General features: G+C 66.7%; 15 protein-coding genes. 9 read left to right on the top strand and 6 right to left on the bottom strand.

Translation table 11 applies throughout. From position 1 onward, the window contains the following. Positions 1-124: 124 nt before the first annotated feature. The 5 genes from HNQ08_RS02765 (at position 125) to HNQ08_RS02745 (ending at position 7,121) form a co-directional block, all read left to right on the top strand. Positions 125-862 carry a nucleotidyltransferase family protein gene (locus tag HNQ08_RS02765; RefSeq protein ID WP_184127547.1) on the top strand — a complete coding sequence of 246 codons (738 nt, stop codon included), beginning with the start codon at positions 125-127 and terminating at the stop codon, positions 860-862. Between the two features lies 1 nt (position 863). Next, positions 864-1,784: an NAD-dependent epimerase/dehydratase family protein gene (locus HNQ08_RS02760; protein WP_184127546.1), complete on the top strand. Its 921-nt coding sequence runs from the start codon at positions 864-866 to the stop codon at positions 1,782-1,784. A 68-nt stretch (positions 1,785-1,852) separates the two neighbouring features. Beyond that, positions 1,853-4,030, top strand: a complete 2,178-nt coding sequence (locus HNQ08_RS02755) for an Agd3-related carbohydrate-binding protein (RefSeq protein WP_229789621.1) — start codon at positions 1,853-1,855, stop codon at positions 4,028-4,030. Positions 4,031-4,106: 76 nt separating this feature from the next. Beyond that, entirely contained in the window at positions 4,107-6,308 is a 2,202-nt protein-coding gene (locus tag HNQ08_RS02750) for an Agd3-related carbohydrate-binding protein (RefSeq protein ID WP_184127545.1), read from the top strand. A gap of 9 nt (positions 6,309-6,317) precedes the next feature. Then, complete coding sequence (locus tag HNQ08_RS02745; RefSeq protein ID WP_229789615.1) at positions 6,318-7,121, top strand: endo alpha-1,4 polygalactosaminidase; 804 nt, start codon at positions 6,318-6,320, stop codon at positions 7,119-7,121. 21 nt (positions 7,122-7,142) lie between these two features. On the opposite strand, the gene HNQ08_RS02740 is transcribed toward HNQ08_RS02745, so the two are convergent. The 3 genes from HNQ08_RS02740 to HNQ08_RS02730 form a co-directional block, all read right to left on the bottom strand. Next, a complete protein-coding gene (locus tag HNQ08_RS02740) occupies positions 7,143-8,282 on the bottom strand; it encodes an FtsW/RodA/SpoVE family cell cycle protein (RefSeq protein ID WP_184127544.1) in 1,140 nt (379 codons plus the stop codon). After that, positions 8,279-9,598, bottom strand: coding sequence for a UDP-N-acetylmuramoyl-L-alanine--D-glutamate ligase (murD, locus tag HNQ08_RS02735; protein ID WP_184127741.1), 1,320 nt, complete (start codon positions 9,596-9,598; stop codon positions 8,279-8,281). The genes HNQ08_RS02740 and murD overlap by 4 nt, the downstream gene beginning before the upstream one ends. A 306-nt stretch (positions 9,599-9,904) precedes the next feature. Further along, positions 9,905-10,324: a M67 family metallopeptidase gene (locus HNQ08_RS02730; RefSeq protein ID WP_184127543.1), complete on the bottom strand. Its 420-nt coding sequence runs from the start codon at positions 10,322-10,324 to the stop codon at positions 9,905-9,907. Between the two features lie 168 nt (positions 10,325-10,492). On the opposite strand from HNQ08_RS02730, the gene HNQ08_RS02725 reads away from it, so the two are divergent. Further along, the gene (locus HNQ08_RS02725; RefSeq protein ID WP_184127542.1) at positions 10,493-13,738 is read left to right on the top strand and encodes an FtsK/SpoIIIE family DNA translocase; all 3,246 of its coding nucleotides are present in this window, start codon (positions 10,493-10,495) and stop codon (positions 13,736-13,738) included. 217 nt (positions 13,739-13,955) lie between these two features. Then, positions 13,956-16,574, top strand: a complete 2,619-nt coding sequence (locus HNQ08_RS02720; RefSeq protein ID WP_184127541.1) for a fasciclin domain-containing protein — start codon at positions 13,956-13,958, stop codon at positions 16,572-16,574. 42 nt (positions 16,575-16,616) lie between these two features. Here HNQ08_RS02720 and HNQ08_RS02715 read toward each other — a convergent pair whose 3' ends face one another. Next, positions 16,617-17,456 (bottom strand): metallophosphoesterase family protein, encoded by an 840-nt coding sequence (locus HNQ08_RS02715; RefSeq protein ID WP_184127540.1) that lies wholly within the window; start codon positions 17,454-17,456, stop codon positions 16,617-16,619. A gap of 259 nt (positions 17,457-17,715) precedes the next feature. Between HNQ08_RS02715 and trmFO the strand changes: the two genes are divergently transcribed. Beyond that, positions 17,716-19,128 (top strand): methylenetetrahydrofolate--tRNA-(uracil(54)-C(5))-methyltransferase (FADH(2)-oxidizing) TrmFO, encoded by a 1,413-nt coding sequence (gene trmFO, locus HNQ08_RS02710; protein WP_184127539.1) that lies wholly within the window; start codon positions 17,716-17,718, stop codon positions 19,126-19,128. A gap of 55 nt (positions 19,129-19,183) precedes the next feature. Here trmFO and udk read toward each other — a convergent pair whose 3' ends face one another. Together udk and HNQ08_RS02700 are read right to left on the bottom strand one after the other, a co-directional pair. Continuing rightward, positions 19,184-19,798: a uridine kinase gene (gene udk, locus HNQ08_RS02705; protein WP_184127538.1), complete on the bottom strand. Its 615-nt coding sequence runs from the start codon at positions 19,796-19,798 to the stop codon at positions 19,184-19,186. 61 nt (positions 19,799-19,859) lie between these two features. After that, the gene (locus tag HNQ08_RS02700; protein WP_184127537.1) at positions 19,860-20,891 is read right to left on the bottom strand and encodes a Glu/Leu/Phe/Val dehydrogenase family protein; all 1,032 of its coding nucleotides are present in this window, start codon (positions 20,889-20,891) and stop codon (positions 19,860-19,862) included. A 365-nt stretch (positions 20,892-21,256) separates the two neighbouring features. On the opposite strand from HNQ08_RS02700, the gene HNQ08_RS02695 reads away from it, so the two are divergent. Further along, a complete protein-coding gene (locus tag HNQ08_RS02695) occupies positions 21,257-22,747 on the top strand; it encodes an E3 binding domain-containing protein (protein WP_184127536.1) in 1,491 nt (496 codons plus the stop codon). Positions 22,748-22,775 lie beyond the last annotated feature (28 nt).

Genomic DNA, 22,775 nt, shown 5'->3' with positions numbered 1-22,775 from the left:
AACGGGCTGAAACCTCTCTGAAACGCACCTGATGTTCAGCTGACTAACGAAGACAACAGAGCTTCACTCAAACCTCACCCCAGTTTCATTCCTGTTGCCCATGAGGACAGGAAAGGAGAAGCCTATGCACGCAGTTATCCTGGCCGGAGGAAAAGGCACCCGCCTGCGCCCCTACACCACCTGCGTCCCCAAGCCGCTTGTGCCCATCGGGGACACCTACTCGATTCTGGAAATCGTGCTGCACCAGCTGCGCGTGCACGGCTTCACCTCGGTGACGCTGGCGGTGGGGCACATGGGTCACCTGATCCGCGCCTTCGTGGGCGACGGCAGCCGTTACGGCCTGACCGTGGACTACACCGACGAGGAAACCCCGCTGGGCACCATCGGCCCGGTGCTGAACGTGCTGGACGATCTGCCCGAGCATTTTCTGGTCATGAACGGCGACGTGCTCACCAATCTGAATTACGGCACCTTCCTGCAGCGTCACATCCAGTCGGACCGCCCGGTGACAGTGGCAACGTACAACCGCGAGATCAAGAGTGAATTCGGTGTGCTGGACATCAACGAGGCCAGCAACCAGATCGTCGCGTTCCGCGAGAAGCCCACGGTGCATTTTCAGGTCAGCATGGGCATCTACGCCGTCACCCGCGAGACCCTGCGCGCCTACACGCCGGGACAGGTGCTGGGCTTCGACACATTGATGCTGGACCTGCTGGCGGCCCAGCAGTTTCCCGGCAGCGACCTGTTCGGCGGTTACTGGCTGGACATCGGTCGCCCGGAGGACTACGACATGGCCAACCGCGAGTGGGAGGAAATGTCGGCGATCCTGCTGCCGCACCTGACGCTGAGCGCCGCCGATTAACATGCCTGGCGCTGGCCTCTTCGCCCTCTCCCTGTCTGGTCCGGTGCTGGTGCTGGGCGCACGCGGCTTTCTGGGTACGCAGATCGTGGCTGACTTGAGGGCGGCCGGGCAGACGGTACGCGTCACCCCGCCGGGCGATCTGACCTCGGCCACCCGTGCCGATTGGGACGGTTTTCTGGGCGAGGTCTCGGGCGTGATCAATGCCGCCGGACGCACCGTGGGCACCCCTGGCGAACTGACCCGCGCCAACGCCCTGCTGCCCGCCCGGGTGCTGGAGGAGGTGGCGCGGGTGAACGTGAAGCTGGTCCATCTGGCGTCCGCCGCGGAGTACGGCGCGGTGCCGGAGGGCCACGCCTCGCATGAGGACGATCCGGCCCGGCCCCTGTCCCCCTACGGCGCGTCCAAGCTGGCCGGAACCGTTCTGATTGAGGAGGCCGTCCGCAGCGGGCGGGTCCAGGCTGTGGCGCTCAGGGTGACCAACCCGCTGGGCGCGGGCATCGGTGCCGGAACCCTGCCGGGCCGCGCCGCCCGCGAGTTGGCCCAGGCCGCACGAGACGGTCAGGACACGGTGCGCTTCGGCCCGCTGGGCGCGCGGCGTGATTTCGTGGATGCCAGGGACGCCGCCCGCGCCGCCCTGCATGCCCTGACCTCGGACCTGAGCGGTGTGGTCAACGTGGGCAGCGGTGAGGCCCGCCCCGTGCGCGATCTGGTCGATGGACTGGTGACCCTGACGGGCTTCCGGGGCCAGATTCTGGAAGACGCGCCGGGCAGTCCGCGCAGCGGCGATGTGCCGTACCAGCGGGCTGACGTCTCGCGGCTGCTGGACAGCGGCTTCACGCTTCAATACCGCTTTCGGGACTCTCTGGCTGCGCTGCTGTGCGAGCTGCACCCGGCTGGGGAACGGTCCGCCGTGCTGGGCTGAGGGTCTCGCCCGCTCGCCCCGCTGCCCTTCCCGTTCACCTGTCCCGCCCCCCTCCAAGGAATCTGCCTGTGAATAAAAAAGTCCTGCTGTCCGCCCTGACCCTGTCCCTGCTGCTGGCCGCCTGCAGTACCTCGCCCTCGTCCACAACGCCCGCGGATCTTCCTGACGGTTCGGGCCAGACCATCGTGCCGGGCAGCGACTACAACCGGGACCACAGCGAGGAGCACAACGACGAGATCACGATCATTCCTCCCGAGCCGAAGCCCGGGAACCTGCCCACCCGGGCGCGTCTGGGTGAGGCGACCATTCCAAAAGGCACACGACTGAGTGCCCAGGCTCTGCCTGCCAACGCACAGACCGACAAGGTCGAGCTCAGGGTGCTGGTGCTGAGCAGTGGGGCAGGTGACTATGGCCTCGACAGTGCCACGGCGATGTTGCAGCAGAGCGGCGTGCCCTATGACGTGCTGGACGCCAGCCAACAGACGCTGGACCAGTCCCGGCTGATCAATGCCGACGGCACAGGGAAATACCAGGGCGTGATCCTGACCAGCAACGCCTTGGTGGCGGAGACCAGTCCCGGCGTGTACACCAGTGCGTTGGACAGCGGCGAGTGGGAGACCCTATTCCAGTACGAGGCGGCGTACAAGGTGCGGCAGCTGGCGTTGTACGGCTACCCTGGCGTTGCGCCGGAGGATTACGGGCTGCGGGCGGTGCCGGGGGCGGAGACCTCCACCACCTCCATGACCCCCAGCACCGCCGGGCTGGGCGTCTTCAAGGATCTCAAGGCCAGCGCAACGCTGCCGGTCCAGTATGCCTACAGCTACCCGGCCACGGTCACGCCAGTTGCTGGGGTGACCACCACGCCGCTACTGACTGATCCAGGGGGGCGGGTCCTGGCCGCCACCAGCACCGCTGCCGATGGCCGTGAGCGTCTGATGCTGACCACGGCGCAAAACCCCTATCTCCGCCACACCCAGCTGATGGGTTACGGCTTGGTGCAGTGGTTGACCAAAGGAGTGCATCTGGGTGAACACCGCCGGTTCCTGCAGGTGGACATCGACGACTATTTCCTGGATGGGGATCATCTGAATGCGCAGACCGGTCAGGTGTATGCCACCCCCTTTCGCCTCAGCGGCAGCGACGTGCTGTCGGTGCGGGATCAGCAGATCGGGATCGCAAAGGACTACCCGGTGGCGGCCTCCTTCCGCTACGCGATGGCCTTCAACGGTGGCGGCGCGTTTCCCAACGCTCCAACCTCGTGCAGCCTGGGCATCAGTACGCCAGACCTGCTGACCAGCGTGACCAAATGCGTGATGAGCAGCTTCGACTGGGTGAATCACACCCGCGATCACCAGCGCATGGACGTCATGGACCTGGAGACCGCCCGCCAGCAGATCAGCGGCAACCTGACGATTGCCACCAAACTGGGCCTGCCACTGAGCAGGAAGGGTCTGGTGACCGGCGAGCACAGCGGTCTGGGCAACATGGACCCGAATGACGACGGCACCCACAACGACGAGGGCACTGTTGGCCCCAAGCAGGATCTGGGACTGGGCCGCAGCAACCCCAACATGCTGTCAGCCGCCGTCAGTGCCGGCATACGCTTTATTGCCTCGGATCACAGCGTCGCCAGCCAGCGCGATGACACCTGCGCCACCTGTGGGGTGCAGCACCCGCTGAACAGCAATATCTTCCTGGTGCCGCGCTGGCCCACCAACGTGCACTACCACGTCACCAATCCTGCCGAGGTCACGGCGTCCTACAACAGCATCTATGCGCCCGGCGGCATCCGCCCGTACTGGGACCACGCGCTGAGCTACGCCGAGGTGCTGGACAAAGACAGCGATCTGTCCCTGAACCACATCCTGGGCGGGTACGCTTTCCCGCACTACATGCACCAGCCCAACCTGGCACAGTACGCTCCCGGCAAGAGCCTGGCCAGCGATTGGGCACGTGCGGCCCTGGACAAGTACAGCCAGTACAGCACCCTGCCCCTGAACACCTACAAATGGGATCAGCTGGGCGAGTACCTGAAGAGCCACACCCAGGAGGAGAAGGCCAAGGCGGCGCGAACCGTGCGCGGGGTGTGGGACCGCAAGACCAGCGCGGTGGTGTTGAGCAACCTGTCGGCCAGCACGACCCCTCTCACGCTGACCGGCGCGAGCACCGGAACACCCTACGGCGCGTACCGAATTGCCTCCCTGAACCTCAGCGGTAGCAAAACGGTGGCCGTCTCCCCCCAGTAAGGCTCGGGCACCGCACGATCAGCCCTGCTTTTCCACACACATCACCCGAAAGCGTGGTCGCTTTTCAGGAGTTTCCATGAAACCACACCCCCTGCTGTCTGCCCTGTCCCTGACCCTGCTGCTGGCCGCCTGCGCTGGATCGCCGCCACCCGGTACAGGGGGTGGCGCGGAGCCAGTGCTCGGTTCCACCGAAGATCTCAATACCCGCCCCAAGGCTGTCGCACCGGATACGGTGGAACCTGCGTTTGACAATGTGCCCATCGTATCGGGGCATCTTCATGTGCTGGAGGCTGCACCAACCCTCCGTAACCTGCCGAAAGATGCCCGGCTGGGTGAGGCGAGGATTCCAAAGGGCACCCGACTGAGCGCTCAGGCGTTGCCCGCCAACGCCCAGACCAACAAGGTCGAGCTTAGAGTGCTGGTCCTGAGCAGTGGGGCAGGTGACTATGGCCTCGACAGTGCCAAAGCCATGTTGCAGCAGAGCGGCGTGCCCTACGACGTGCTGGATGCCAGCCAGCAGACGTTAGGTCAAGGCAACCTGATCAATGCCGACGGCACGGGGAAATACCAGGGCGTGATCCTGACCAGCAACGCACTGCTGACCCAGCCCACGCCTGGCGTGTACACCAGTGCGCTGGACAGCAGCGAGTGGGAAACCCTATTCCAGTACGAGGCAGCGTACAAGGTGCGGCAGCTGGCGTTGTACGGCTATCCCGGTGTCGCGCCGGAGGACTACGGGCTGCGGGCGGTGCCGGGGGCGGAGACCTCCACTACCTCCATGACCCCTAGCAGTGCGGGCAAAGGGGTGTTTACGGATCTCACGGGCACGGCCGTGCCCGTTCAGTACGCCTACAGCTATCCTTCCGCCCTCGAAGCTGTCCCTGGGGTGACCACCACGCCGCTGCTGACCGATCCGGGGGGGCGGGTCCTGGCGGCCACCAGCACTGCTGCCGACGGTCGTGAGCGGCTGCTCATCACCACCGCCCAGAACGCCGCCCTGCTGCACACCCAGCTGATGGGTTACGGCCTGGTGCAGTGGTTGACCAAGGGGGTGCATCTGGGCGAACATCGCCGGTTCCTGCAGGTGGATATCGACGACTTCTTTGCTGCGGGGGATCACCTGAACGCGGCCACCGGGCAACTGTATGACAAGCCCTTCCGCGTGAGCGCTGGCGATTTGATCTCGGTGCTCTACCAGCAAGAGGAACTTCGCAACAGTTACAGGGTGGCCCGGCAGTTCAAGTACGGGCTGGTCTTCAACGGCGGGGGCGCAAAAACCACGGCTCCCGCGACCTGCCTGTTCTACTGGCTCAGCTCGGACCAGCTGACCAGCATCAGCCGGTGCCTGAAAAACGAGTTCGACTGGGTGAACCACACCCGCGATCATCAGCGCATGGACGTGATGGATTTCAAGACGGCCAGCGAGCAAATCGCGGGCAACTTCGCTATTGGCGACAAGCTGGGGCTTCCCGTCAATCGCAAGGCCCTGGTGACCGGCGAGCACAGCGGTCTGGGCAACATGGACCCGAATGACGACGGCACCCATAACGACGAGGGCACCGTCGGCCCCAAGCAGGATCTGGGACTGGGCCGCAGCAACCCCAACATGCTGTCAGCCGCCGTCAGTGCCGGGGTGCGCTTTATCGCCTCGGATCACAGCGTCGCCAGTCAGTGGGATCCGTCCTGTGCCACCTGCGGCGTGCAGCATCCGCTGAACAGCGGTATCTTCCTGGTGCCGCGCTGGCCGATCAACATGCACTACCACGTCACCAATCCTGCCGAGGTCACGGCGTCCTACAACAGCATCTACGCGCCCGGCGGAATCCGACCCACCTGGGATCATGCCCTGAACTACAACGAGTTCCTGGACAAGGAGAGTGATCTGGCCCTCAACCACATCCTGGGCGGCAGCGCTTTCCCGCACTACCTGCACCAGACCAACCTGAACCAGTACGCCCTGGGCAAGAGCGTGGCCAGTGACTGGGTGAAGGCCGCGTTGACCAAGTACAGCCGCTACAGCACCCTGCCCCTGAACACCTACGACTGGGACCAGCTGGGCGAGTACCTGAAGAGCCATACCCTGGAAGAGAAGGCCAAATCGGCCGGCACGCTGGGGGCCGTGTGGGACCGCAAGAGCAACGTGGTGGCGATCAGCAGCCGCGCAGGGCGCCTGCCCGTCACGCTGACCGGCGCAAATTCGGGGACGCTCTACGGCGCGTACCGGGCCATGACCGGCGCAGTTGACGGCTCCGTCAGCGTCACGGTCACGCCCAGGTAAGCGGGAAGTTTGCTCACCGTCATTCCTCCACTCTCGCCCCACCTGCCCCTGAGCGTCTATTACGGCCTGCCCACTCCACAGGCCCTACAGACGCTGGGCAACTTCCAGACCGCCATCGTCCAGACCACCCTGTACACTCCCGCCCAGCTCAGCGGGTTACGGGCGGGTGGGACGCGGGTGCTGGGTTACCTGAGCGTGGGCGAGGACCATCCACACGGCGAGTACGCATGCACTCCCGGCTGCGCGGCCTACCATCTGACGGTCAACCCGCAGTGGGGCAGCGTGGCCGTGGATGTCAGTCACCCCGAGTGGTGGGCCGAGGTGCTGCGCCGCGCCGCGGCCGAACTCCAGCACGCCGACGGCCTGCTGCTCGATACGCTGGACAGCGCGGAGCCGGCGGCAACCCTGGCGCTGGTGCAGACGCTACGGACCGCGTTTCCGCAGGCAACCCTGCTGGCAAACCGGGGCTTCGGGTTGCTGCCGGGACTGGCGCGGCTGGTGGACGGCGTGCTGTTCGAGGGCTTCAGCACCACGCATACCCCGGCTTACGCCGTGTTGGACACGCAGGGGCTGGACTACACGGCCCACTGGCTCGGGGAACTGCGCGCCCTGGGCCTGAACGTGTGCGCCCTGGATTACGCCGACACCCCGGCGCTGGCCCAGGCGGCACGAGCGCGGGCCGAGCGCCTGCATCTCCAGACCTTCGTGACGGACCGCGCCCTCACGCTGGCCGGAGGTCTGGACGGAGCGCAGTCCCTGGGAGGTCGGTGCAGCGAACCAGAAACAATGGGGGCGTCAGCCGTTTCTTGCTGACGCCTCCGTGTCTTGCAGGGACTAATCGGCGCTCAGTTCCAGTTCCTCCCGTTCGCCTGCGCTGACCCCGGCGGGCCGGAGTTCGGTTTCGGGCAGGTTGCGCTTGACCTCGCGAAGGGCCGAGTGAATGATGCCCAGGGCCACGCTCATGGTCAGCATGCTGGAAAAGCCGAAACTGACCAGCGGCAGCGGCACGCCCGTGACCGGAAAGAACCCGGCGGCGACCGCCAGATTGACGAAAGCCTGACCCACGATCATGAACATCGTGCCGGTCGCCAGGATGCTGGCCCCGTGGATTTCCGCCGTCATGGGCCGGATGCGCGCGGCCAGCTGGGAGGTCTGCAGCGCCACCGACACGATCAGCCAGTAGCAGAACAGCAGCGTGATGACGCCCAGCAGCCCGGTGGTGAAGCCCACCGAGGCCACCACCATGTCGGTGTGGGCGGCGAAGTACTCGTAACGCCGTCCGTCCGGTCCCTGGCCCCACCAACCGCCCCACGTCAGGTCACGGTGGGCGAAGCCGATCTGGTCCAGGCCCACCGCCCGTTCCTCGTCGCGGGCCTGGTGGCCCTGCCAGCGCGCCAGAATGTACGGATGTCGTTCCAGATACCTGGAGAACAGCGGCAGGGCCATCAAGGCCAGCGCCAGCATGAAGCCGGTGATGTTGCTGATCCGCACCCCGGCGGCGTACATGAGGATGATGCCCAGCCCGAACATCAAGACGCTGCTGCCCAGATCCGGCTCGGCGAAGACCAGCCCGGTGGTGATCACGATCATCACGGTGGCGCTGACCAGCTTGTTCTGCACGCCCCGACGCGAGAAGAACGAGGCCAGCATCATGACCAGGCCCAGTTTCGCCAGTTCGGACGGCTGGAAACGGAAGGGGCCCCCGAAGTCCAGCCAGCGCTTGGTCGCCGAACTTTCCTCGGTGCCCACCCCGACGAAGAGAACTAGCAGGAGCAGGACCAGGGTCAGCGCCCAGAACGGCGGTCCCAGCTTCAGGAAGGTCTTCGGGCGCAGCCGGGCCACCAGAAAGGTGATCCCCAGCGCCAGCACCGTCTTCCAGGCGTGTTCCACGATCAGGTCCGGGCGCGCGGCGGCCACACCCAGCAGCCCCAGCACCATCAGGAGTACCTGCGCGATGATCAGCTGGATGCTCATGCCCCGGCCTCCGCGGCTGCGGGCGCGCCGTCCGTCAATGCCAGTGCCGCTCGCCGGAAACTGTCGCCGCGCTGGGCGTAGTCGCGGAACTGATCGAAACTGGTGCCCACCGGGGCCAGCAGCACTGTGCCCCGATCTCCCAGGGCCTCCAGCCCGGCGCGCGCGGCGGCCCGCATGGTCTCGTCACCGTCCGTGCCGGAAGCGGTCACGAAGGGCAGCCCCAGTTCGCGGGCCAGCTTCTCACCGTCCTCACCGAACGCAATCACCGTCTTCACGCGCCCCTGCGCCGCTTCCCGCAGCGGGGCGAGATCTGCCCCCTTGTCGCGTCCGCCCACCAGCCAGGCAATGGGCACTTCTGCGCGTTCCAACGCCGCCTGAACGGCGATGGTGCGGGTGGCGATGCTGTCGTCGATAAAGCGCACATTGCCCCGCTGCGCCACCGTCTCGAAGCGGCCTCTTTGCGGCTTCGCGGTCCGCAGCGCCGCTGCCAGGAGGTCCGGCTGCACCGGGCGCCCCAGCCGGACGAGCATGGCCTCGGCAGCCAGCAGCGCGGCGGCGGCATTGGCCGGATGAATGGACCCGGGCAACTCGGCGGTGGGCAGGACTTCCTCGCCGCCCCTCAGGACCAGTCGCGCCGCGCGGAAAGCCTGGACCCTGGCTCGCGTGCGAACCTCCATCCCCTCGGGGACGATCAGCACGTCCCCGTCCTCCTGCCCGGCTGTGATGTTCAGCTTGGCAGCGTGGTAGGCGTTCACCGTGCCGTGACGGTCCAGGTGATCGACGCCCAGATTGGTGATCACGGCCACCGGCAGGCGCAGGCCCGGCACCCGCTCCAGCTGAAAACTGGACAGTTCGGCCACCGCCACCTCGGCCGCGTCCACCACGTCCAACAGCGGGGGATCGATGTTGCCACCCTCGCGCGCGTTCACGCCGCAGGCCCGCAGCAGCGAGGCGACCAGCACCGTGGTCCCGCCCTTGCCCGCCGTGCCAGTCACGCCCACGATCGGCAACCCAGGGCGCAGGCGGGCGGCCAGCGCCACCTCGCCGATGATTTCCGCGCCGCGTCCGCGCAGGCTTTGCAGGTCCGGGTGATCGATGGGCACGCCGGGGGCCGCCACGACTGTCGCGTAAGAGCTCCCCACGTCGCCACGGCTGAACTGCAGATCGGCCATCAACGCCTGGTCCTCGGCGGAGGGCCGGGCGTCATGCCACTCCGCTCGCCAGCCCTCTGCAGCCAGAAACCGTGCCACACCGCGTCCACTGCGCCCCAGACCGTAAATGAGCAGGTGCCCACCTCCGGCCGTTGCGCTGCCCATCCCCTGTTCCCCAGTCACGTCCCCAACATAGGGGAAAATCATGAATCGGGGCGGAAAATGACCGCCGGCGGGCACCAGGCATGGCCATCTTCAGACTGGGCACTCTGCAGACCGATCTGTCCTGAATCGGCCGGACTGGAAGCGAGTGGTCCTGGCCGTGCTGGACACGACGAAGCTCACATACTACCCAGATTGACGTATACCAAAGGCAGGTGAATTTGACCCCCTCTGATGCATTTTTCCTGCCTTTGAGCTATGCCTCAAAACGAGGTGTTGCATCCACCCTTTGGAAGAGAAGTCGGGCGCTCAGTCCTCTAACTGCACCGCTACGGCCGTGCCCTGCGGCAGAAGGTAGGCGCGCAGGACGCGGCGTTCCAGATCGGCGATGACATACGGCACCGGGTAGGCCGCCAGGCGGAGGTCGGTAAGGCTGGGCCGCGCCGGACCGTGCGGGTGGCTGTGATACAGCGCCACCAGCGCCAGACCTCCTTCCCTCATGGCCTTGAGCGCCCTGAGGAGATGCACCGGGTCCGCCAGGTATTCGCGTTCGGGAATGGGGGAGATGTTGGGCAGCGGGTACAGCGCCTCCGTGCGGACCCCCTTGCCCCCTGTCTCTTCCGCCGTCCACCCTGTGCCGCCCAGCGCGCCCACGCACTCGCGAGGGGCTTCGCGGGTAGCGTGCGCCCACAGCGCGTCGGCCAGGACGGCAGGGAGGATCAGGGACACGGCCGCATTATGTGGTGTCTGTGCCGGGCCAGGGGCAGGCCGAGGAGCTGTGACGCGCGGCCAGGGCTGCCTGATACCGAGGGAGCGTTTGCTGGTGACGATCTCAAGTGCGTACTGGACGACTCAATTCCCAATTGGTCCGGGGCGCTTTGCGTTACACTGCCGCCTATGTCAAAGGCCCGCGCCAAAAGTTCCCCTCCGGTCAGCCGCTTCGACGGCGAGGCGCTGGGCCTGGTGCTGTTTGCCGTGGGTATTTTCCTGGCGGTGACCCTGCTCCTGCCGGGCGAGGCGGGCATCGAGAGCGGCGTCCCGATCACGCCGGGCAGCGGCGGGACGACCGGGTTCATGGGCGGGGCGCGTTCGCTGCTGCTGGACGGGCTGGGCTGGGGCGCGTATCTGCTGCCGATCATTCCCGTGGCTTATGGCACGCTGGTGTTTCTGGGCCGCGACCTGCGGAACCTGACCCGGCGGGTCCTGGGCGGGGTGCTCGTGGTGGTCTCGCTGCTGGGGCTGCACGAGGTCTTTCAGCCGGGGGCAGCGGGTCAGGGGGCCGAGACGGTCATGCGGCCGCTGACCACCACGCTGAGCTACGCCGCGGCGCTGCTGCCCCTGGTCATGCTGACCCTGGGCCTGGAGCTGATGCTGCGGCTGGCTCCGCTGAGCATGCTCAAGGCGGTCTTCCGGCAGCTCAGCGTGTGGCTGGGCGGCGCGTCCGCTGGGGTGCAGGGGGCCATCGAGGCCCGGCAGGACGGCATCGAGTCGGCGCGCGCCCGCGGCGGGGTCCGCGCCGGGCTGATGGCCCACGGGCGTGAACTGGAGACGCTGCGCCGCCTGTACCCCGATTCCAACGAACTCAAGACCCAGCAGGCCGAACTCAAGGCCGCCGGGCGTGAGGTGCGCCATCAGGACGAGGCGGGCCTCAAGGGGCTGGAGCGGGACCTGAAGCACTGGCAGGAAAGCGTGCGCCTGTTTGTCGGCAACGCTGCCCGCGACCTGCGCGAGCTGGTGGCGCGCGAGGCCCCCGACGCCGGGGCTGACGCCGAGGCCCGTGCCACCGAGATCCGTCAGGGCCGCCACGAGCTGAGCGTGGCGCTGCCCAGCACCCAAGCCAGTGACGCGCTGGAGCGCCTGCGGCGCAGCATGGTGTCCGAGATCCAGCGTCTGGCCGGGCGGGCGGGCAAGCTGGAGCGCGAACGTCTGGCCGCCGAGAAGGCGTTGGTTAAGGCCGACAGCGCCACGCTGGCCCGCGAGTGGCCGGCCCACCGCGAGCGCCAGATAGCATGGCAGGAGATCAGCCGCGACTTCACGGCCTGGCGCTCGCGGGCCGACGTGTATCCCGGCTGGCCCGATCTGACCGCCGCCTTTGACCGCGCGCCCACCGAGGTGGCTGGCGAGCTGGCTGCGGCGCTGGCTGAGGACACCGACGGCACCCTGCGTGACCAGGACCGCTGGCGTACCCGCCTTGCCCAGGCCCGCGAGGAAGCGTTGCGCCGCGCCGAGGCGATCACCGGCACCGCGATCCCGGAGGTACCTGCCCCCACCGCGCCGCCCGCCCTCGACTTCGACTTTGTGAACGATGGACCACTGGAAGAGGACACTTTCATTGAGCCTGCCCCCGCTGCCCTGAGCGGCCCCACCATCACCGCCACAGTTGACCCGGCCATCTGGGGAGCGCCGCCCGCCGCCGCCCTGCAGACCGCTTCCAGAGCTGAAGGTGAGGAGACGGGTGTCCTCGATCCTTTCGCCGACTGGGACGACGACGATCTGCCGTTCGGTCCCGCACCGTCCCAGAGCGGGCGTGCCCTGAATGCGGTGCCAGCCCCTAAGGCCGAGCCCATGCTGGGCAGCAGTGGCGTGCGTGCAGGTGCGCCCAGACCAGAGGCCACATCAGAGACGCTGCCGTGGGAGAACGCGGCCACAGGTCAGGCCAAGCCGCAGCAGCGTCCCAGCAACCCCATCGGCGCCATCGCGCTGGCCCTGCCTGACGACGGATTGCTCGATCCCATCCCGGCGGCGGCACACAACACCGCGGCGCTGGAGGTCTCGGCGCGGCAGCGGGCCGGGCTGATCGACGAGACGCTGCGGCACTTTGGCCTGCAGGCCAGGGTGGTGGACTACGCGCGCGGCCCCACTGTCACGCGCTACGAGATCGAACCCGCCCCCGGTGAGAAGATCAGCCGGATTGCCAGCCTGTCTAACGATCTGGCCCGCGCCCTGGCGGTAGGCGGGGTGCGCGTGGAGGCCCCGGTGCCCGGCAAGAGCGTGATCGGTCTGGAAGTGCCCAACGCCGAACGCGAACCCGTGACCTTCCATCAGGCGGCCTCGGCCCCCAACTTCCGCAATACCCGCGCCAAGCTGCCGGTCATTCTGGGCAAGAGCATCGACGGCGAGCTGATGGTGGGCGACCTGGCCAAGATGCCGCACCTGCTGGTGGCAGGCAGCACCGGCTCGGGCAAATCGGTGTGCGTCAACACCCTGATCACCTCGCTGCTGTTCAAGTATCTGCCGAGCGAGTTGCGCTTCCTGATGATCGATCCCAAGATGGTGGAACTCACCCCCTACGACGGCATCCCGCATCTGGTCCGCAGCGTGGTGACCAATCCGGTGGACGCGGCGGGCGTGCTGCTGGGCGCGGTGGCCCACATGGAACGCCGCTACAAGATGATGAGCGCGGTGGGCGCGAAAAACCTGGAACAGTTCAATGCCAAGATGCGCCAGACCGGCGAGACCGAGCTGCCGCATCTGGTCATCATCATCGACGAGCTGGCGGATCTGATGATCACCAGTCCCAAAGAAGTGGAATCCGCAATCATGCGCCTGGCACAGATGGCGCGGGCCACTGGCATGCACCTGATCCTGGCGACGCAGCGCCCCAGCGTGGACATCCTCACCAGCCTGATCAAGGTGAACGTCCCGGCCCGCATCGCCTTTGCGGTCAGCAGCAGCCACGATTCGCGCACCATCCTTGACAGCATGGGAGCCGAACGCCTGACTGGTATGGGCGACATGCTGTTCTACCAGCCCGGTCAGGTCAAGCCTGTGCGCCTGCAGGGGCCGTACATCAGTGAAGCCGAATCCGCCCGTATCAGCGACGAACTGCGCCGGATGGTCTTCGAGGACGACTTTGTGGAAGCTTACGGCGCGGATTTCGAGGGCGAGGTGATGGCCAGCGGCCCAGGTGACCGCAGCGGCATGGATTTCAGCGATCCGCTGCTGCGTCAGGCCGCGCAGATCTGCATTGAGGAGGGTCAGGGAAGCGTGTCGCGCTTGCAGCGCCGCCTGAGCGTGGGCCACGCCCGCGCCGGGAAACTGATGGACCTGCTGGAGGCCATGGGGATTGTCAGCAAGCATCAGGGCAGCAAGCCCAGGGATGTGCTGGTGACCGAGGCAGATCTGCCCGAATATTTTGGCTAATCCGGCCAGCCATCACCGTCTTTTCTAACGAAAAATTGCTGTGTGACCTCACCGCCCAGAGAGTGAGAATGAGGGCCAAATGAGGGTCAGGTCAAACGGGCTGACCCTTTCGTTTACATGACCTGTCTCAATCCTTACGCAGGTTGCATTTTCATCTAGCGTGGTGAAGATTGAGTGCCGGACTATCAACAACCCATTTCGGTTCAGAGGTGAATTCATGAAGAAGCAGACCAGTCTCGTTACGCTTGGCTTACTCCTGGCAACCCCCGCCCTGGCTGGCGGTGCCGGTGCGCCGGTGGCCCAGCCCGCCCCCGCTTGTAGGTCTATCGCGCAGATCGTGGCCAGCGATCCCAATTTCAGCACGCTGGCCACGGCGGTGGAAGCGGCCGGGCTGACCGAGACGCTTCAGGGCGGCAGCTACACGGTTTTCGCCCCCACCAACGCCGCCTTCGCCAAGCTGCCCAGCGACACGCTGGCGGCGGTGCTCAACGACCAGGATATGCTGAAGGGCATCCTGCTGTACCACGTCGTTCCGGGCAAGGTCACCGCCAAGCAAGTTACGGGCATGACTTCTGGCAAGACGGCGGAAGGGTCTAGCTTCCTGGTCACGATCATGGACGGCAAGGTCATGATCGACAATGCCACCGTGACCAAGGCCGATGTGGTGGCCTGCAACGGCATCGTCCACGTAATCGACACCGTGTTGATGCCTGCGCCTGCTGTTGCTGAAGCACCAGCCACCACGGAAGCACCAGCCACCACTGAAGCCCCTGCTGCCACCGAAGCGCCTGCGACGGCTGAAGCACCGGCTACTACTGAGGCACCGGCCACCACCGAAGCGCCTGCTGCCGAGCAGCCGGTGGCCCAGGCTGCGCCGGCAACGCCCACTGCCCCACCCGCCGTGAGCATTGCCGACATTCCGGCCCTGCCTCTGAGTGGCGCAACCGTGAACGCCGACGCGGCAGCCACGACGACGACAGACACCGCCGCGCCCACCGATACTGCGGCTACTACCGACGCGGCGACGACCACGGATACCACAACAACCACTGACACCACGACGACGGACACTGCGGCCACGACGGATACGACCTCCGCCGATACGACCCCAGACGCTGCCACCACCGATACGGCCACCACCGACACTGAAGCAGCTGCCGACGCCAGCGCCAGTACCGCCGAAGTGAGCACCAACTCGCTGTACGACGTTATTGTGGCTGATGACCGCTTCAGCACCCTGCGCGATCTGCTGAGCGATGCGGGCCTCACCGACATCCTGATGGACAACGAGTACACCATCTTCGCGCCCACCAACGAGGCGTTCGAGGCCGTTGATCCTGAAGCCCTGGCCCTGATTGCCAGTGATCCGGACACCCTGCAGCAGGTGCTGCTGTACCACGTTGTTACGGGCAAGATGACCGCGGATCAGGTCTCGGCTGAAACCCAGCTGCGCAGCCTGGAAGGCAGCAGTCTGGACCTCAAGAACGAGGCAGGCATCCAGATGATCGGCGACGCCAGGGTGAGTGCCACCGTAGATACGGCCGACAACGGCATCATCTATGTGATCGACAAGGTGCTGCTGCCCCCCACCCTGAAGCTGCCTGCCCCGCCCACCCCAGCAGAAGCCCCGGCAGCAACAGCGCCAGCGGCAACCACAACGACTGACACCAGCACTGCCGCGGCGACCACCACAACCACGACCACTCCTGCAGCGACGACGACGACCGACACCAGCGCAGCAGCGGCGACCACCACAACTACTCCGGCGGCGACTACGACTACGCCGGCAACGGCTCCTGCAGCCCCTGCACCTGCGCCCGCCCCTGCGGCAGCGGCAACAACCACAGCCACTGGTGCCGAAACGCTGGTTTCGCGCCTGCAGGGTGAAGCGCAGTTCAGCACGCTGGTCAGCCTGATTCAGAAGGCCGGCCTGGCCGATGCGCTACTGGCGGCGGACGTGACGATCTTCGCCCCTACCAACGACGCCTTCGCCAAACTGCCCCAGGCCACCCTGGACGCGTTGATGGCTGACGACGCCAAGCTCAAGCAGGTTCTGACCTTCCACGTTGTCTCCGGCCGCGTGACCGATGCCGAGCTGATGGGAACCCAGCTGCGGAGCCTGGAAAACAGCAGCCTGGATCTGAAGACCGAAGCGGGCGTCCTGCAGATCGGTGTGGCCACCAACGGGGTCATTACCGGAGCGACCGTGAACACCACCCCAATCGTCGTGGGCAACAACGCCATCTACCCCATCGATACGGTGCTGATTCCCCCGACTCTGACCCTGGGCCAGGCCACTCCAGCGGCTCCTGCCGCGACGACGCCCGCTGCGCCCGCCGCCACCGCTCCTGTGGCCGTGCCGCCTGCCGCCCCCGTTTCCCCGACTCCAGCCGCTGTCACGGGCGCCATGACCCTGGAGCAGCGTTTGGCCGCCGAGCCGCAGTTCAGCACCCTGCTGAGCCTGCTCCAGACCGCTGAACTGACCACCCCACTGATGGCGGCCGACGTGACGATCTTCGCGCCCACCAACGATGCCTTCGCCAAGGTGCCCAAAGAAACGCTAGACCGTCTGATGGCCGACAAGGCGCTGCTCAAGCAGGTGCTGAGCTTCCACGTCGTCTCCGGTAACGTGACTGACGTTGACCTGAAAGCCACGCAGCTCCGCAGCCTGGAAGGCAGCAGCCTGGACTTGCAGGACAAGGCTGGTGTGCTGATGATCGGCGTGCTGCAAGGCAGCGACATCACCGGGGCAACCGTGAACATTACCCCGATCATGGTGGGCAACAGCGCCATCTATCCCATTGACTCGGTGCTGATTCCCCCCACCTTCAAGTAAGGCGTTCTTCTCTGACCTGCCCGCCCTTTAAGGGCGGGTTTTTTATGCCCGGCGGACGGGGAAATGTCTTTGCAAAAAGGTGTTCCAGGTCCGGGTATTGCGTGGTGTGCCCGTGTCCTCGGTCCACTGCCAGTACGGCGTGTACAGGCTGCGCGACGTGAGGACCTCCTCCCTGAAAATCTGCGCGCTGAGACCGGTGTCGAGCAGGCCGCTGCTGCCGAAGCGAGCCAGCACACCGGCGCGGTCATATGGCACGGCCCGGAATTCCGTCTCCCACCCTTCCGGGCTAGACGTCAGCAACAGGTACTGGGCCCGCGGATCGCCGTTGGCGGGCGCCCCCACGGCCCCGGTGTTCAGCACCAGCACGCCGCCGACCTGCGCCTGGGCCGGGCGGTGAATGTGTGAGCCGATCAGTACACCGTGGCCAGCGCTGAGTTCCTGAACGCGCTCCGGTCTCGTTCGCTCGCTGAGGCCCTCGCGGTAATGCAGCGGAGAGCCGTGGGCGATTAGCACGGGTGGCAGGCCTGACTCCGTCAGCGTGTGGGTCATGGGCCAGTCTGCGGGAGCGTGCAGCAGGCCTGCCCGGTCCAGTTGCGTGGCGCTCCAGTCGGTGGCGCCCCAGAAGGGATCGCTGAACCATTCGGCGGGCAGGCCCGGGCTGCGGGCCTCCCACAGCCTCAGCAGGTCATCGTGGTTGCCCAGCGTGAAGCTGACGTCATCGCGTGCCAGCAGCGTTTCCAGCGCCGCTACCGAATCCGGCCCCCGGTTGACCACGTCGCCGTTGACCACGATCTGCTCCGCGCCCTGTGCTTGCGCGTCGGCCAGCACAGCCCGCAGTGCGTCTAGGTTGCCGTGTATGTCTGCAATGATGGCCAAACGCATCTGCTGTGGATTCTAGCCAGTGGGGCCTGCGCCTATTGCGGTCCTGACCCCATCGGCAGTCTCATGCTTGTGGCTGGGTCATTAAGACTGCCCGGCATTCAGTCAGTCGCTGTCCTACGGCGCCACCAGTGCGGATCGACGCGACTGAAGCAGCAAGGGTTTAGCAATATTCATGCCGCGAGTCTGACTGGATGGCCCACTTTCAGAAATCCTCACCTGCGCACTGCGGCCCGCTCGCCACCTCCCCTAAACTGCGCCCATGACCACTGCCCCTACCATTACCGTGATCGGCGCGGGCCTGGCCGGCTCCGAGGCCGCGCTGGCCGCCGCCCGTCAGGGCGTGCGCGTGCGGCTGCACGAGATGCGCCCTGTAAAAATGACCCCCGCCCATCGCTCGGGCGGCTTTGCCGAACTGGTGTGCAGCAATTCGCTGGGCGGCGAGGGCGAGCGCCAGAGCAAGGGGCTGTTGCAGGCCGAACTTCGCAGCGTGGGCGGGGGCATCGTGACGGCAGCGGACGCTTCCAGGTTGCCCGCCGGAAACGCCCTGGCCGTCGAGCGTGACGAATTCAGTGCACGAGTCACGCTCGCGGTGCGCGAGCATCCCCTGATCGAGGTGGTGGAGGGCGAGATGGAAGCCGTCCCGGAGGGCATCACCGTGATCGCCTCCGGCCCCCTGACGAGCGACGCGCTGGCCGCTGACCTTGCCCGGATGACCGGCAGCGAGCGCCTGAGCTTCTACGACGCCGCTGCCCCGGTGATCGACATCGCCAGCATCGACATGAGCGTGTGCTGGCGGGCCGGGCGCTACGATCAGAGCGCCGATTACATCAACTGCCCGTTTACAAAAGACGAGTACCTGGCCTTCTTCGCCGCGCTGGAACAGGCCCGCGCCCACACTCCGCACGACTGGGAAAAGCTGGAATTCTTCGAGGGCTGCATGCCCATTGAGGAAATCGCTCGCCGGGGCGTGGACACCCCGCGTTTCGGTCCCATGTCGCCCAAGGGCCTTGATGACCCGCGCACCGGGCGCTGGCCCTACGCGGTGGCGCAGCTCCGCCAGGAGGACCGCGAGGGCCGCCTGTGGTCCCTGGTGGGCTTCCAGACCGGCTTGAAGTGGGGCGATCAGAAAGCCGTGGTCCAGCTCATTCCTGGCCTGAACGACGCCGAGATCGTCCGCTACGGCGTGATGCACCGCAACACCTACCTGAACGCGCCGCAGGTGCTGGACTCCACGCTGCAACTGCGTGCCGACCCTCAAAAGCTGGTGGCAGGTGTGCTGGCTGGAACGGAAGGCTACCTGGAGAGCGCCGGGACAGGCTGGCTTGCCGGAACGAACGCGGCGCGGCTGGCGCTGGGACTGGCCCCGCTGACCCCTCCGGCCGAGTCCATGCTGGGCGGGCTGGTGCGTTACCTTGCGAGCGCCAACCCCAAGAACTTCCAACCCATGAATGTCAACTGGGCGCTGGTTCCCGAATTGCCCCTGCCGGAACCAGGGCCGAATGGCAAGGTTCGCAAACTGGGCAAGCACGAGAAACGCCCGGTGCTGTTCCGGCGCGGCCTGAACGCCTTCATGACCTGGGCGGCAGGGGAGGCGGGCCTGCCGGTGACACCGCCGCCCGTCCCTCACGAGGAGGAAAGCGCGGAGGCCCAGGCCCAACCTGTGCTGCGTTAAGCGGGGGGAAGAGCGTTGGCCTGTGCTTTCAGTGCGGCCAACGCTCCCGCTTTTGCTAGATCGTGGTGCGAATCCGCGCCGCCAGCATGTCCAGCGCGGGCTCGTTCATGCCGCCGTGGGGAATGATCACGTCCGCGTACCTCTTGGTGGGTTCCACGAAGCTCAGGTGCATGGGGCGCACGAATTCCAGGTACTGCGAGATCACGCTCTCGGGGGTGCGCCCGCGTTCACCGGTATCGCGCAGCAGCCGCCGGATAAAGCGCACGTCGGCGTCGGCGTCCACGAAGACCTTGAGGTGCATACGCCTGCGCAGTTCCTCGTCGTACAGCGCGAAAAAGCCCTCCAGCACGACCACGCTGCCGGGCAACACCTTCGTCGTTCGCGCCGAGCGGGTGTGTTGCGTGAAGTCGTACTCGGGCATGTCGATGGGCACGCCGGCGAGCAGGGCGTCCAGATGCGTGCGCAGCAGTTCCCAGTCGAAGGCCGCCGGGTGATCGTAGTTGGTCTTCAGCCGGGTCTCGAAGGGAATCTCGTCCTGATTGCGGTAATAGTTGTCCTGTGCAAGCACGGCCACGCCCTGCTCGCCCACCGTTTCCATCACCCGCCGGGTCACGGTGGTCTTGCCGCTGCCCGAGCCGCCCGCCACGCCGATCACGAAGGGGGTGCTCATGGGGTGCCTCCGGCCTGCGGGCATCTTTGCATCAACTGCCTCCCCTCCATCATCCACCTCATCACGCGCGCCCCAGGCTGCCGATCAGTTCAATTCGCCGCTCGGCCATACGGCGGGCGACGACGCTGGGGGGCTTGCTGTACTGCTCGGCCACATGGGTAATGCGGCTGACGATCTGGTAGACCTGCTCGGCCGCCGCGTTCATGTCGGCCCCGGTGGCGGCGGCGATCAGGCCCGCCGAATTGATGGCGAAGTCGGGCATGTACACGATTCCAGCCTCCTTGACAGCTTCCTCGCCCCGGCGGGTCAGCGGGTGATGTTCGCCCCCCGCGATCAGGCGGCACTGCAGCCGGGGCACGTCGGCGCTGTGGACGCTGTGCCCGAAACCACAGGGCGCCAGAATGTCTCCAGGCACGTCCAGCGCGCTGCCGCAACTCACGACGTTCACGCCGCTGAGGCTGTCGGCCAGGGCCTGGGCACGTTCGGGGCGGTCATCGGCCACGGTCAGTTTTGCGCCCTCGCGGTGCAGGTGGGCGGCCAGCGCGCGCCCTACCGCGCCTACACCCATGATCACCACCCGCACGCCGCGCATACTCTCGGCGCCCAGCGCGAAACGGGCGGCTGCCTTCATGCCTCGGTACACGCCGTAGCCGGTGATGGCGCTGGTGTCAGTGTTCATGCCCAGCGTGGCCGGGGTTTCCTGCGCCACGAAGGCGATGTCGGCGGGGGTGACCCCGATGTCCTCGGTCAGCACCGCCCGCGTCGCCAGCGGCCGGACCTGACGGCCCAGCGCCCGGAACAGCGCCTCGCGCGTGTGCGGGTCATCCACGCCGGCCTCGGGCATCATCAGCACACAGGCCCCGCCGCCGTAGTTCAGCCCTGCCAGCGCCGCCTTGAGGGTCAGGCTCTCGGACAGGGCCAGTGCGCCGCGCACCGCCAGCTCTTCATCCTGCTCGCGCAGCCGTACGCCCGCAATGGCTGGCCCCAGCACCGTGGAATGCACGGCCAGCGCCGCCTTCAGGCCGCTGGGCGCGTGGTGAAGCAGCGTCAGGCTCTCGTGGCCGCGCGCCTGCATCTCGTCAAGTATCAACATGGGAGCTCCTGTGGCCGCGTCCCGCCGCCCGTAGCTTCAAGGCCCCGGGGGGCGAGGCTTGCACGGGTGGCGGGCGCAGCGACACGGCCCGTAGCCTAGCATTCCGTCTTCCAGCCCTGCCAGAGCGTTAAAACGTTCCTGCTGGGCAGCGCCGCAGCGCAGGCTGTGGGGCGGGGTCGCGCGGGCAACGTGAGGAACTCCCTCCGGCAGCCGTACATTGAAAGAACGCTGTCAGACCGGGCGCGGCACTCTGCATTCATGACCTTGCGCGTGTCTGCCCTGCTGTTCCCCCCGGATGGGAACGGGGCCAGCGCGCCGCACGGCCGTCCATGAGTCTTGACATGGGCGCGCAAAGGGGGATGGGAATGGAACAGATTGCTCCGCTCGCCAGGATTCTGGCAGAAGCGAACGGCATTGATTGGCAGCAGTTGCGGGGGTCTGGTTCAGGCGGAACGGTCGTCGAGCAGGACATCCTGAACTACCTGTCGCGCATTATGAGCGGTGAGGAAGAGCCGCCCTCCACTCCGGTTGACGATATGCCCGAGGGCTGGACCGGCGATGAGCAGCTGCCCGCCGGGATGTTCAGCGCAGCTCAGCTCAGCGAGGCTGGGATCGACAGTGACATCGCCGATTTCGTCACCCAGACCCGCGCGCCGGAGGTGCCTGCCACCCCCAGTGCCCCCAGTCTGAGCCACGACGCCATGGATTTCGAGCTGGACGACGAGGTGAGCGATCTGGACGCGCCGCTGGCCGCCGAGCCGCAGCCCGTCGCCACCGACTGGTCGTTTGCCCCGGCGCAGTCCCACGCGCCGCAGGCCCCTCACGTCGACGCGCCGCAGCCCATGGCTCCGGCCCCCGAACCCGCCTTCCCCAGCCTGAGCGCCCCGGAGCCTGTGCCCGCGCCCGAGGTCCAGATGCCTGCTGCTAGCGCTTCGGCCGACGTCGCGGCCCCACCCGCTGCCGCAGGCGGCCTGAGCGGTCTGCTCTCGCGCCTGTACCGCAAGGACAACGAGGCCCCGCCCGCGCCGATGCCCGCGCCCCAGCCCGAAGTCCAGCAGCCAGCCAGCCAGCCGGCTCCCTTCGCCGGACAACATGTTGGAGCCGAGACCGCCGCGCTGGACTTCCAGGCCCCGGTCGTTGAAGCGCCCGTCGTTGAGGAACTGGTCATCGAGGCCCCTCTGGCCGAAGCGCCGGCTGCCGAACTGGCCGAACCCGAAGTGGTGGCCCCGGCAGTGGAAGTTCCAGAACTCCAGGCCCCGGAACCCCAGGCCGCAGAACCACAAGCCGCACAGCCGCCGGTTCCAGTTCTGGAAGACGATCTGGCTCCCAACATCGTCGCCGAACAGCAGCCCACGCCACAGCCTGTCGCGGCCAGCCCGGCCATGCCCGCCAGCGCCGTTTGGTTTGGCACCTACCTACGCCGTGACGCCCAGGTGGGCGCAGCAGACGATCTGCGCGCCCAGCTGTCCGAGGCGCTGGGTCAGGACGTCTCGCTGGCCTTCCTGGTGGCCCGCGCTGCCCAGCGTCACGCCGACGTCCTGGGGCTGGACCTGGGCACCGTCGCCCTGCACAGCGCGGACGGTCAGAATCACACCGTCACGGGCGGTGCCTTGCGTGACGCCGTGAACGCGTTGCACGGCGGACAGGACAGTGCGACCGATCTGCTGGTCACCGACGCCGGGGCACTGGGCGTGGACGATCTGCATTACCCCCACACCCTGACCCTCAGCCTGGGGCGCGTGCAGGATGGCCGCGCCGCCCTGAGCCTGAACGGCGATGTGGAGCCTCGCCAGGCCGCGCAGTTCCTGAGCCGTGTGGCTGAGGCTCTGGAAAAACCCATCGCCCTGGTGCTGTAAGCGCGCAGAGCGTAAGACTCAAAGTCTG

Origin of the sequence: Deinococcus humi (genome assembly GCF_014201875.1) — a bacterium.
GTDB classification, from domain to species: Bacteria; Deinococcota; Deinococci; order Deinococcales; family Deinococcaceae; genus Deinococcus; species Deinococcus humi.
Note: the sequence above shows the minus strand (reverse complement) of the source record. Positions and strands in the feature narration are given on the sequence as shown.

Bases quoted from the DNA above. Each gene is read 5' to 3' on its own strand.
- HNQ08_RS02765 (WP_184127547.1), top strand. From the start codon at position 125: ATGCACGCAGTTATCCTGGCCGGAGGAAAAGGCACCCGCCTGCGCCCC.
- HNQ08_RS02760 (WP_184127546.1), top strand. From the start codon at position 864: ATGCCTGGCGCTGGCCTCTTCGCCCTCTCCCTGTCTGGTCCGGTGCTG.
- HNQ08_RS02750 (WP_184127545.1), top strand. From the start codon at position 4,107: ATGAAACCACACCCCCTGCTGTCTGCCCTGTCCCTGACCCTGCTGCTG.
- HNQ08_RS02740 (WP_184127544.1), bottom strand. From the start codon at position 8,282: ATGAGCATCCAGCTGATCATCGCGCAGGTACTCCTGATGGTGCTGGGG.
- murD (WP_184127741.1), bottom strand. From the start codon at position 9,598: ATGGGCAGCGCAACGGCCGGAGGTGGGCACCTGCTCATTTACGGTCTG.
- HNQ08_RS02725 (WP_184127542.1), top strand. From the start codon at position 10,493: ATGTCAAAGGCCCGCGCCAAAAGTTCCCCTCCGGTCAGCCGCTTCGAC.
- HNQ08_RS02720 (WP_184127541.1), top strand. From the start codon at position 13,956: ATGAAGAAGCAGACCAGTCTCGTTACGCTTGGCTTACTCCTGGCAACC.
- HNQ08_RS02715 (WP_184127540.1), bottom strand. From the start codon at position 17,456: ATGCGTTTGGCCATCATTGCAGACATACACGGCAACCTAGACGCACTG.
- trmFO (WP_184127539.1), top strand. From the start codon at position 17,716: ATGACCACTGCCCCTACCATTACCGTGATCGGCGCGGGCCTGGCCGGC.
- udk (WP_184127538.1), bottom strand. From the start codon at position 19,798: ATGAGCACCCCCTTCGTGATCGGCGTGGCGGGCGGCTCGGGCAGCGGC.
- HNQ08_RS02700 (WP_184127537.1), bottom strand. From the start codon at position 20,891: ATGTTGATACTTGACGAGATGCAGGCGCGCGGCCACGAGAGCCTGACG.
- HNQ08_RS02695 (WP_184127536.1), top strand. From the start codon at position 21,257: ATGGAACAGATTGCTCCGCTCGCCAGGATTCTGGCAGAAGCGAACGGC.